Origin of the sequence: Chthoniobacter sp. (assembly GCF_040003245.1) — a bacterium.
In the GTDB taxonomy this organism is placed as follows: domain Bacteria; phylum Verrucomicrobiota; class Verrucomicrobiia; order Chthoniobacterales; family Chthoniobacteraceae; genus Chthoniobacter.
Genome location: NZ_JBDUCX010000240.1, coordinates 1 through 10,168, shown reverse-complemented (window position 1 = coordinate 10,168; position 10,168 = coordinate 1). Strand labels below are relative to the sequence as shown.

General features: G+C 59.6%; 11 protein-coding genes, 1 tRNA gene and 1 pseudogene. 2 read left to right on the top strand and 11 right to left on the bottom strand.

The window, feature by feature from the left end:
• The 5 genes from ABJF10_RS25010 to ABJF10_RS24990 form a co-directional block, all read right to left on the bottom strand.
• The coding region (locus ABJF10_RS25010) for a DnaJ domain-containing protein (RefSeq protein ID WP_348547350.1) at positions 1 to 436 on the bottom strand (436 nt) is incomplete at its 3' end.
• Positions 396 to 920, bottom strand: a complete 525-nt coding sequence (locus ABJF10_RS25005; RefSeq protein WP_348547349.1) for a nucleotide exchange factor GrpE — start codon at positions 918 to 920, stop codon at positions 396 to 398. The genes ABJF10_RS25005 and ABJF10_RS25010, both read right to left, overlap by 41 nt.
• A gap of 15 nt (positions 921 to 935) precedes the next feature.
• Positions 936 to 1,352, bottom strand: coding sequence for a hypothetical protein (locus tag ABJF10_RS25000; RefSeq protein WP_348547348.1), 417 nt, complete (start codon positions 1,350 to 1,352; stop codon positions 936 to 938).
• Positions 1,353 to 1,417: 65 nt separating this feature from the next.
• Positions 1,418 to 1,672 carry a hypothetical protein gene (locus tag ABJF10_RS24995; protein ID WP_348547347.1) on the bottom strand — a complete coding sequence of 85 codons (255 nt, stop codon included), beginning with the start codon at positions 1,670 to 1,672 and terminating at the stop codon, positions 1,418 to 1,420.
• A 941-nt stretch (positions 1,673 to 2,613) separates the two neighbouring features.
• Positions 2,614 to 2,738, bottom strand: a tRNA-Met gene (locus ABJF10_RS24990).
• On the opposite strand from ABJF10_RS24990, the gene ABJF10_RS24985 reads away from it, so the two are divergent.
• Complete coding sequence (locus tag ABJF10_RS24985) at positions 2,714 to 4,018, top strand: tyrosine-type recombinase/integrase (protein WP_348547346.1); 1,305 nt, start codon at positions 2,714 to 2,716, stop codon at positions 4,016 to 4,018. The genes ABJF10_RS24990 and ABJF10_RS24985 overlap by 25 nt on opposite strands.
• Before the next feature lie 386 nt (positions 4,019 to 4,404).
• Here ABJF10_RS24985 and ABJF10_RS24980 read toward each other — a convergent pair whose 3' ends face one another.
• The 6 genes from ABJF10_RS24980 to ABJF10_RS24955 all read right to left on the bottom strand — a co-directional run bounded on the left by ABJF10_RS24980 (position 4,405) and on the right by ABJF10_RS24955 (position 9,817).
• Positions 4,405 to 4,731 (bottom strand): hypothetical protein, encoded by a 327-nt coding sequence (locus tag ABJF10_RS24980; RefSeq protein WP_348547345.1) that lies wholly within the window; start codon positions 4,729 to 4,731, stop codon positions 4,405 to 4,407.
• 82 nt (positions 4,732 to 4,813) lie between these two features.
• The gene (locus tag ABJF10_RS24975) at positions 4,814 to 5,182 is read right to left on the bottom strand and encodes a hypothetical protein (protein WP_348547344.1); all 369 of its coding nucleotides are present in this window, start codon (positions 5,180 to 5,182) and stop codon (positions 4,814 to 4,816) included.
• Positions 5,179 to 8,070, bottom strand: coding sequence for a MobF family relaxase (mobF, locus tag ABJF10_RS24970; protein WP_348547343.1), 2,892 nt, complete (start codon positions 8,068 to 8,070; stop codon positions 5,179 to 5,181). The genes ABJF10_RS24975 and mobF overlap by 4 nt, the downstream gene beginning before the upstream one ends.
• 56 nt (positions 8,071 to 8,126) lie before the next feature.
• Positions 8,127 to 8,366, bottom strand: a complete 240-nt coding sequence (locus ABJF10_RS24965; RefSeq protein ID WP_348547342.1) for a hypothetical protein — start codon at positions 8,364 to 8,366, stop codon at positions 8,127 to 8,129.
• 129 nt (positions 8,367 to 8,495) lie between these two features.
• Complete coding sequence (locus ABJF10_RS24960) at positions 8,496 to 8,927, bottom strand: hypothetical protein (protein ID WP_348547341.1); 432 nt, start codon at positions 8,925 to 8,927, stop codon at positions 8,496 to 8,498.
• A complete protein-coding gene (locus tag ABJF10_RS24955; RefSeq protein WP_348547340.1) occupies positions 8,849 to 9,817 on the bottom strand; it encodes an AAA family ATPase in 969 nt (322 codons plus the stop codon). Before ABJF10_RS24955 ends, ABJF10_RS24960 begins: the two co-directional genes overlap by 79 nt.
• An 86-nt stretch (positions 9,818 to 9,903) precedes the next feature.
• Here ABJF10_RS24955 and ABJF10_RS24950 point away from each other — a divergent pair.
• Positions 9,904 to 10,168 (top strand): annotated as a pseudogene (locus tag ABJF10_RS24950) (hypothetical protein); the annotation flags it as partial.

Below are 10,168 nucleotides of genomic sequence, written 5' to 3'. Positions count from 1 at the left end.
CGCCGCCGTTTCTCCCACTATCGCCGGGCTGACCAAATCCCGCTGAGGATCGACTGCGACCGCTGAAATACTGCTCGAAGAAATCACTGAAACCGGTGCCGTCGAAATGGACCTCCGGATCGCCCGAAGAAGCTCCGCCATTTCCACGTCGCGGCGGCGGTTGTTGTCGTCCAGGCTGATTCCAATCTGCGCCCAGTTCGTCGTACTTGCGGCGCTTTTCCGGGTCGCTGAGGACTTCGTTGGCCTCGTTGAGTTCCTTGAACTTTTCCTCCGCGCCTTTCTTGTCTTTGGCGACATCAGGATGGTGCTGTCGGGCGAGCTTGCGGAACGCCTTCTTGATGGCCTCGCCGCTCGCGTTCCGCGGCACGCCGAGCACTTCATAGTAATCCTTGAATTCAACGGCCACGGCCAGCTCCGGGAGATCGGGCGAGATCATTCACGATGACCTTGGCCGGGCGAATCATTTTGTCTCCGCGCGAGTAACCACGCTGGACGACTTCGAGGACGACGTGATCGGGCTGCCTCGGATCGTGCCCGACTGCGACCGCCTCGTGGCGATGCGGATCGAACGGCTGGCCCAATGCCTTGACGGATTCGATGCCGTGGCGGTGCAGCAATCCCTCTACCTGCTTGAGCGTCATCTCCACACCTTGATGCAATTGCGCAGACGAGGTAGCTCCCTCGCAAGCGAGCGCGCGGTCGAGATTATCGAGAATGGGCAGCAGGTCATGGATGAAGGCTTCCTTTTCCGCCGCCGCTTGCTGCGCGGAATCGCGCCGCGTGCGCTTTCGGAAATTGTCGAAGTCTGCGGCGAGTCGAAAATAGTCGTCTTTCTGCGCGGCCAGCGCCGTCTGGAGCAACGCGGGATCGACCGACGCGGAATCAGCGCCCGCGGCGGACACGTTCGGCGAATCGCTCATCGCACGCTTCGCTCCTTATTGGCCCTTTTCGCGCTCATCCTCCTCCTGCTGGACTTTGGAGGCCTGAACCATTTGATCGTGCTCCGCTTCGGCAACGCCTTCTTCGGCGAGCCGCGCGCTATCGATTCGCCCTTCCCCATCCTCATCCTCATTCGAGGTCGCCTCCACCTTGTGTCCGGTCGAGCCTGGAAGCGGATCCCAGCGTTCGGATTCCGGCGCTGCTTCCAAGATCGCGTCTTTCGGATCGACGTCCGATTCCCCGGTCAATTCGCGTTGGGCCTGCTCCAGATCGATCACTGACACGTCATCTGCCGAGTGGCCATTAATCACTGCCAATTCAACCGCGCGTGCTCGCACCATCTCCTGGGTCACGGTGCCGATGCCGGCGCCATTCTGGGTCAATGAACCTTCCTTCAGTGGATCAGTTTTCATCGTTGTTTGCTGTAAAGAGGTTGGCACAGCAGAGCCTTTTGATGGCCGTGCTGCGCCAAAATCCATTACTTGCCTTTCATCATCTTCACGGCTTCGGGATCCTTCGCCATCATCTCGCACATCATCTTCTTGGAGCTCTTATGCTTCATCATTTCCTCGCACATCGCTTTGCAGCCTTCTTCAGACTTCATGGCCTCCACGACCTCGGTGCGCGCTTTCTCAATCTGCTCTTTCTGAGCGGTGGTCGCGTCAGCGAAAGCAGTCACGGATTGAGCGGCGAACGCGCCGATCACGGCGGTCAGCAGCAGTAGTTTTTTCATAGTGGCTATTGGGTTGTTGGTTTGATTTCTCAGGCCGTGCGAACAATTCGCTTTGTCGAGAGTGTTGAAAGTTCGGGCCGCGGCGATCACCCGGCCAATACCTCCTTCCATCTCTCGACATAGCTTAAAGACATACGCCGACCTGCTTCGTGCTGCCGCGTCCAGCGGCGAGGGACTACTTTCCGTGCTGAGTCCGCGGGGCGGCCCCGGTTTTCATTTGGCGCTCTCCGCGGTCCACACGCACTTTGCGCGACTGCTTGAAATTGGCGTCCCGCTTGACGGCCTTCACCGCGGGTTCTTTTGGATTGGCTCCAAGTTTGAGGGGTGTGCTGATGGGTTTTGGTTTCATAGGTAAGTAGGAGTCAGATCGCGACCAAGCCTCGGCCCGCACAACCGGAATGGCTACCGCCTCGCACAACGGAAATTCGACGCCAGGGAGTCGAGAGGTCTCGATGGAACGCATGGTGAGCACCACGCTGGCGGAGTCGCTCACGACCAGTTTGCCCACCGTAGCCTCGACCGTGAGATAGGACCCTTCGCGAGTCGGGTGATGAAATTGTACTGTGGCGCTTTCCTCGAATCCTTCGATGACGTTGAAAAACGCGGGGTAAAGCCGATCCGAATCACTTTCGTATTCATCTTATCGCATGACAGAATGGGGCAACCATCGATGCGCCCTTCGTTTTTGGAATTTCACAACCTCAGTGTGGGGTTGTCTTCAGACCTCTTGATTCCCCAAGATTAAAAGATTCCTTTGCTCCATGGTGGTGCAATTTCACTTTGAATTGAGTCATTCGATAAGAATGTGCGCAAAGCAGCGGCAGCCCGAATATAAGCCCGTGCAATTTTGCCGGCATTTCCCTGAATTTCGCGCGATTCAAAGGCGAAAGTGGTCCAAAAGAAAACTCCCCCGAAACTTGTTGGTTTCGAGGGAGCTAAATTGGTTGCGGGGGTGGGATTTGAACCCACGACCTTCAGGTTATGAGCCTGAACTATTACTCTGTATTTGACACTTGCGGACAAAAAGCGGACACTACTCCCATGTTCCCAGTTGAAGCCCCAGCCAAGCAAGAGAAGAAGTCCCGATCACCCATCGCCAAACTACCACGCGGCGTGGCCGTGTTCCAAACCGTCAACGGCAATGGGCGGGAGTATTGGCGGGTTCGTCTCAACAAGAAGTTCACGGGTGGCAAGGTGTTGAAGAAGAACTTCTCCACGCTGGACGCGGCTCGGTCATGGATTTTCGGCGATAGCAAGACGGACAGCCAAGCGGACGGTTTCAAGACGACGGAGATCGGCCAGGAGACGATCAAAAAACAACTCGGCGCCGCCGTGTTCGACCTCACATCGCCGCAGCTTGGAGAGGCTCAGAATGCTTTCAAGCGGCTGGCAGCGGTCGGGCGGTCACTCACGGAAGCAGTGGACTATTTCCTCAAGCACACTCTGCCCGCAGGTGGCACTCGGACTTTCACGCAGATCGCAGTCGAGTTCATCCAGCACCGGCGCTCGTTCAAGGACTGCAAGGCACGGACGATCACGCAGTATGAGAGCTACTTCAAAGTGATCAAAGAGGAGTTCGGCGATGTGAATTTGAGCGAGATGAAGCGCGCGGACATCGAGGACTGGCTCGGAGAAGCTGAGTGGTCGCCACGGACCCGCAAGAACTACCTCGTGACGCTTACTACGGTTTTCAATTTCGCGATGAAGCGCGATTATTGTGCATCCAATGCCCCAGCGACGATTGAGCGCCCCATTCTGGACGACAAGCCGGCGGGCATTCTCACCGTTGAGCAAACCACGGCGCTGTTGAAGAAAGCTGTTGAAACCTGCCCGGCGATGATTGCCGGCGTTGCGATTGGTTTGTTCGCCGGCCTGCGACGTTCGGAGCTTTGCGCGCTGGATTGGTCCGAGATCGATCTTCAAGGGCGAACGATCGTCGTGCAGGGTACTAAAGCCAAAACTCGAAGGCGGCGCGTGGTTGCGGTGTGCGACAATCTTCTCGCTTGGCTGAAGCCCTTGGCGCGCAAGGCAGGCCCGGTCGCGCCAAATGTGGATGCGTTTGGCGAGAAGCTGAAGCAACTCGCCGACGATGCGGAAATCACTCCTTGGCCCCATAATGCTCTGCGACACAGCTTCGGGAGCTGCTTCTACGCTCGAACAAAAAACGAAAATCTCACGGCTGCCGAAATGGGGAACACCCCGCAGATGATCTTCAAGCACTACCGCGCCTTGGTGAAAGCGAAGGAAGTTGAGCGTTTCTGGAAGATTCAACCCCCCAAGGATTATCGAAAAGTGGTGGAATCTTATTTGCAGGAAACCGAGAGAAGCTTCGCCGCGGCTGCGTAGATGAATCAAGCGGTTGGTGCGGAGCGGCTTGAGTGTAAGGTTGCGCGCCCGCGGGAGCAACGGACCGCGACCGGGCCTCTACGCTGGCGGCATGTTAGAGCTGCCACAAAGTTTCAAGCCGATCGTCGTCAATGGCGTTCGACCGCTCGTGCTCTCCAAGAAGCTCCTGATTCAAGTCCTTGGAAGCGTGAAGCTCGTGCAGCGGATGCTCTACGCCACACGGCATCAGCTCGCACCCGACCCGTGGCTGCGCATCGTGCGCTGGGGGCGGCCGGGTTGTGAACTGCTCGTCGATACAAGCTCGGTCGAAAGCGCCTACGCGCGTCTTCTTGCAGGAGAAGAGCCTCCTCGGCTGCCGAGCGAACCTCGCGCCAGTAACGGGGCGGCTACTGATGGCGATAGGTCCGAAAGAAACGCAACCGGGAGCGGAACAAAAACCCGACGAGGGCGCGCCCCAGCACGTTAAGGATCACTGCGGCAAGGATCAGGCCGACGATTATTGCCAGTCCCGATTCGCTCCCGATTCCATGCGCGGGAAGCGCCAGGCCGAGCACCCCCATCGTGACCACGAGCCCCACGATTGCGACCAAACACCCGCCGGTCGTCTTCTCGCGCCGAGAAGCTCCGCGCACGATCTCCGCATCGCATCCCAGGCAGACGGACGCCTCGGATTTTACAGCGGTTTGACAGTGTGGGCAGACCAGATTCTTCACCGATTCAGGCTATCAATTCCGGTGCGGATTGGGAGGGTAAACGGCGTTTTCGGCCCGAAATTTCATGGCTCCTACCGGCGCTCTATTCGAGGATTTTTACCTCGATCTGGGTGACGCTCGCCCCGTCCATTTCCGCGAGACTCTGGTATCGCGCGGGGAGCGCTTTCACCCAATCAACCGACAGATCCTGTAAAGCTGAGGCGATCTCGCCCAGTTGCCGACCGGTGAGCGTGACTTCATGATTCGGGAAGGAGATGCGCAACGTCTCGGAATTTCCAGAGCGCTGGTGATGTGCTGCTACCAAGTGTGGGTATGGAAAAATGAAGGTGTCGCCCGCACTGGCTTCAATCCGCAGGCAATTTCGATTGCGCTCCCGGTGCCAGCAGGCCGGTAAATGCTCACCGGCCGCTCGCGGCGACGTGGGATCAAGTGATGATTGTTTCAGGCTCATACGGTGACGGATTCTTGGCGGGTTTTGGTAAAACGAAGTTTGCGGGCGATCATCATGCAGACCGCCTTCGCGAAGGCGCGCCCACGGCGGAGACCGCGCAGTCTCCCAAGCCGAATGGCGCTGCTTTCACGTTTTGAAAGGTCCAGGTCGAGCGCGAGGGGCCGGTCGCCGCTCCGGGTGATGTGTCGGCGCAACGCGGCTTTGTCGGGTGTGAAAATGCGGATGCTTCGCCGTCCTCGCGAAATACTGACATACCATTGCTGCGCATTGGTTGCGGCTCGGTTCGCGGAATCAGCCAGGAGCACATGGTCGACGGTCTTGCCTTGCGAGCCGTAGGATGTAACGGCGTAGCCCCGGACGAATTGTCGGTAGCTGGCGGGCAGCGTTCGTCCATCACTCAACGCAATCTCGCCGCTGCGTTTGATTTTCGCGATGGTGACAATCTCACCATTTGCGAGCTTTGCTCCGCTGGTCGCCTGCGCGTTCGCCTTGAGTTGGAGACGATCACCGCCGCACACCGTCAACTCGAGTGGGCGGCACACGTTGATTGCATCCAATTGGGCGGGCTTCACGACGTGCAGCGAATGGCCAGTGTCGATGATGACGCCGCGCTTCGTGATTCCGCGGACGCGGCCGAAGTCGCCGCGTTTGCAGCGGCCAACCGATTGGTTGAACACGACAACGTGATCCTCCGGGTAGTAGCGCTGATCATTTTTCTGGGCCGTCGTGAGGTCGATTTGCCGCAGTGAAGTAATGCTCTCCTCCGCGCCCACAAGCAGCCCGCGCTCGCGCAAGCTTCGACGGATGCGCGAGTTCACTTCGTCGATCTCTGACCAAGTCTGCGACACCACGATGGCCGATTGGTCTTTGCTCGCCAATTCCACGTAGGCGCTTGCGAGTTCATCCCGCAGCCGTTCCGGCGCGGCTTCCGTGATTGCGCCGAGTTGCAAGAGACGATCAAACGAGTGCTCAATCGAGCCCTCGGAAGCCTCTTTGACCGCCGCCCGGTATTCTCGAATGAGTCTTCGCTCAGCGTCATCGCGCGCCCGTTCAGGATCTTGCCGGCGAATTTCGTTCAGCTCGGCGGGACGAAGGCCGGAATAACGCTCGATCGCTCGCAGCGCGTCGGACGCTTCGACCGGCCCATGCTGCCGCGTATCGCCGGAGAGAATGATCCGGCCACCCCGCGACTCCACCAACTTGAGCAAATCAAAGAGCTGTCGCGCACCCACTTGTCCGGCTTCATCGACGATCACTACTGCCTCGGCAGCGACGGAGCCGCGGTCTAGGAATTCCGCGACCGTTTGTGTTCCACTAAGCCCATCTTTCGACAAATCGAGAATCTGTTGTCGCTGGGGCGCCAGGACATGCGTGGCGCGTCCTTCGCGATGCAATGCTTCCTGAACCCGCAGCAAGACGAAGCTCTTTCCGGTGCCCGCTCCGCCGCGAAACAACGTCACGAGATCCAGCGAGCCAAGGATACGTCGGAAGGCGGACTTCTGATCGCCAGCCAGAGACTCGCCACCATCGTCGAGATGCCTCGCGAGCGGTTCGTGCGCGCGTGCGCCGTTCTTTGCGAGCTGAACGATCTCCCATTCGCGAGCGAGAATATCCCGGCGCGTCAGCTTGCCAGGCGTTTCGCGAACGTAGGGTCGGTTCGCAGTCTCACGCTTGATCTCGGCCAGGGTGACGCCACGGCCGCGCGCAAACTCCAGCGCGTGCCGCCAGAGGTCGTGCTCGTGGATGATCGAACGACGGTCGAACAGATGCTCCTCCGCCCAATTCACCGCGTCTGCGGCGTCAAAGCGTGGAAGGCTTTTCCCGCTGGAGGATTGCGGCACCACCGGTCGCTCAGCCGCCGCCAGTTGGCCGTCCCACAGCGCGCGGAGTTGGCTCCGCGGAATCTCATGCTGCTTCCGCGAGCGCCCCTTGTGCGCCAGGTGCTCACGGATCGCTTTGACGTTGCCACCCGCCTTTGCAGGATTCTCCGCCAGAAATCGTTCGGTCTGTTCGTTAATTTCGCGGTGCCGCTTGGAAAAGAGCGCACAGAGTTCAGGGGAGATTTCCGCGATGCGAAAGTCACCACGCGCGGAATTCACGACTTTGTATCCGAAGGAACGCAGAGCACGGGCGAGCTCGTGGTAATACACATTCTCGACGAATTTCTGAGCGACGAGCATCTGAAAGTTTTGCAGCGCCTTCCACCGATTCTCCGCGTCGTCGTGGGTCGCGTTGAAGACGATGCAGTGCGTGTGTAAATGGGGATCGAGCGCGCGGGAGGTTTCATGTTCGAACAGTGCGGCGACGATGTTCCCCGTTGACCGGTCCAGATCGGTGCCGGCCATCCGCACTCGTGTCGCTGCGAATTCTTCCAACTCCTTCACCGCAACCTTTACCGCCTCGCGATGTGCAGCAACGATGCGCTCGTCGTTTCCAACTAGCGCGGCGATGGAGACCGACTTCGGCGGAGAGAATGTGAAGTCGAAGAAGACCCGACGGTTGGCCACTTCGCCGCTGTCATCCGTCTGTCGCGTCTCTTTCATCCGCGCAGTTAGCCGCTCTCCGGTTTGCGGATGTCGATTTTCGCAAAGCTTGAGGAATTCTTCCTTCCCAACGACGGCTGAGAGACCCAACGCAACAGCACCGCGACCGATCCACTCGCCAACAATCTGCTCTCCCTGGCTATAGTAGTCACCCACCGCGAGGTGCTCTTCAAAGTAGCTCTGCGCATTCTTCAAATTGGTCTGAGTTTTCGGCGAAAGCATTGACCGCATTCGTAACGCAGCCCCGCCTTCACGTTGCTCCATCGCGAGCGCCAACGAGACCGTGGACTGTGCGACGAATGGCGCATGAGAAAACGCCGACCACGCGAAGGATCGCCCGTGCATTTTGAATTGTGGGACGCACTACCCCGAACTGCCGTTTGGTTTGGACGACGCAGCGCCTACCGAGGAGGCGCGTCGTGAGCGACGTGTCCGCCGCTGACGCGCCGACGCAGCGCTTCGCTGAAGCGGTGCGCAATTTCGCTGGCGTGCCGCCGAAACGGTTCGCGGCCTTGCTGCCCCATCGCGAAGGCATTGCTGAACTGCGGCTGAAAGGCGCCTCGTTCGGCATGATCCGCGAACTCCTCGCGTTGGCCGGCATCGAAGTCGCGGCGGATACCGTGCGGCGATTTTACCGACACGAGATTGAAGAACCACGCGCCAGCTCCAAACGCGGACCGAAGCGCGAACGATCCGCCGCGCCTGCACCGTTGAATTCGCCAGCCCCAGCGGCTGCTGCGCCAACGGCCGTCGCCGCCCAGGCGACTTCCTCACCCGCGGAAACGCCACGGAGCCGCGGCCCCCGCATCGCTGATCCACGCAACCTCTAACCGCTGAACGCCCACCTTATGACCAAACAACTCAACCTCATTCTCAACGGAAAGGGCGGCGTCGGTAAAAGCTTCTTCGCCGTGAACTTCGTCCAGGCGTTGAAAGACCGCCGGCTGTCCCATCGCGCCGCCGATACCGACGACGAAAACTCCACGCTGCTCCGCTTCCACGCCGACGCGGAATTCGTAAACATCCAAAAGCCGCGTGAGAGCGACCGGCTGTTCGCGCTGCTGGAAAGCACCGACTTGCTTGTCGTCGATTGCCGCGCCGCTTCGACGGACCTGTTCCTCGACTACTTCGCCGAGATCAATCTGCGCGAAGTGCTCGGTGCCCTGAATGCGCGGCTCACGCTGGTGACGCCGGTGAACCACGAAGCCGACAGCGTGGAGCAACTGCGCCTGCTACTGACTTCCGCCAGCAGAGCGTCGGCGACTGCTCCGCGGAGATACTTCTCGACCGCATCGCGAAGCGGACGAGCGCCAAGACGGGGATGGAAACCGCGTTGGATGAGGAATGAGACGACTGATTCGTCCGTGGAAAGGTCGAAACCTTGGTCGCGGAGCAGGGCAAGCTCTCGGGTAATGTGCAGGCGAGCGATGTCGAACTGCACGTCATAGCTGAGGCGGCTGAACACGATCTTTTCGGTGAGGCGGGCGTAGAGTTCGGGGCGGAGCGAACGCTGTGCTTTCGTGAGGACGTGGCGTTCCATCGTGGTGAAGGATGAGTGCTGGAGATTGAGCAGTTCGGCCGCACCAATGTTGGACGTGAAGACGATGTAGAAGCCGCTGAGATCGAGCACGTCGCCGTTGGCCATTGTCACCCGAGCGGCGTCGAGGACTTGCAAGAAAACATCGAGCACGCGCGGGTGCGCCTTCTCGATTTCGTCGAAGAGCAGCGTGCCGGTGGAAGACTTCGCGACGGCCAGGCCGAGCAGACCGACTTCGCCGAGTTTGCCGCCGAGCAACAGGCCGAGGCTGTCTTGCGTCTGATACTCCGACATATCGAAGCGGAAGAGTTTGTCGTCGCCCGCGAGGTAGCGGGTAAAGGCGATGGTGAGTTCCGTTTTGCCGACGCCGGTTGGGCCGAGGAACAGGAAGCTGCCGCGTGGACGATTGCGCGGCGCGAGTCCCAACTCGCCTCGGTGCAGCACGGAGGCCACTCGCGAGAGGACGTGATCTTGTCCGCGGATCTGCTCGGCGAGATGTGCTTCGAGGTGGCGGAGGTGTTCGAGACGATCGGCGGAAATGGTGGATTGATTCATCCGCAGAGCGTGGCAGCGCGAGCGCTGCGAAGTGGCTCTGGCGCTGGAGCAGCGTGCGTTTCGAGAAGCGGTAGAACGTCGGCCTCATGAATACATCACTACCTCAATTCGCACCCATCCTTGCTCAAGCCGCCGGCGGTCTCGCCGAAGGCGCGAGCAAAGCGATGGGCATCGTCATGCTCATCGGCTTCATCTTCGGCACCATTTGTGTCGTCGGTGGTGGCTTCGCCATTCGGCGGGGCGATACCGATTCGGGCAAGCTGTCGATCATCGGCGGCCTCATCATCGCGGGCGCGCCGGTGATCGTGAAGGCGCTCTTCGCGGCCTTCGGTCTCGACGGTTCCACCGTGG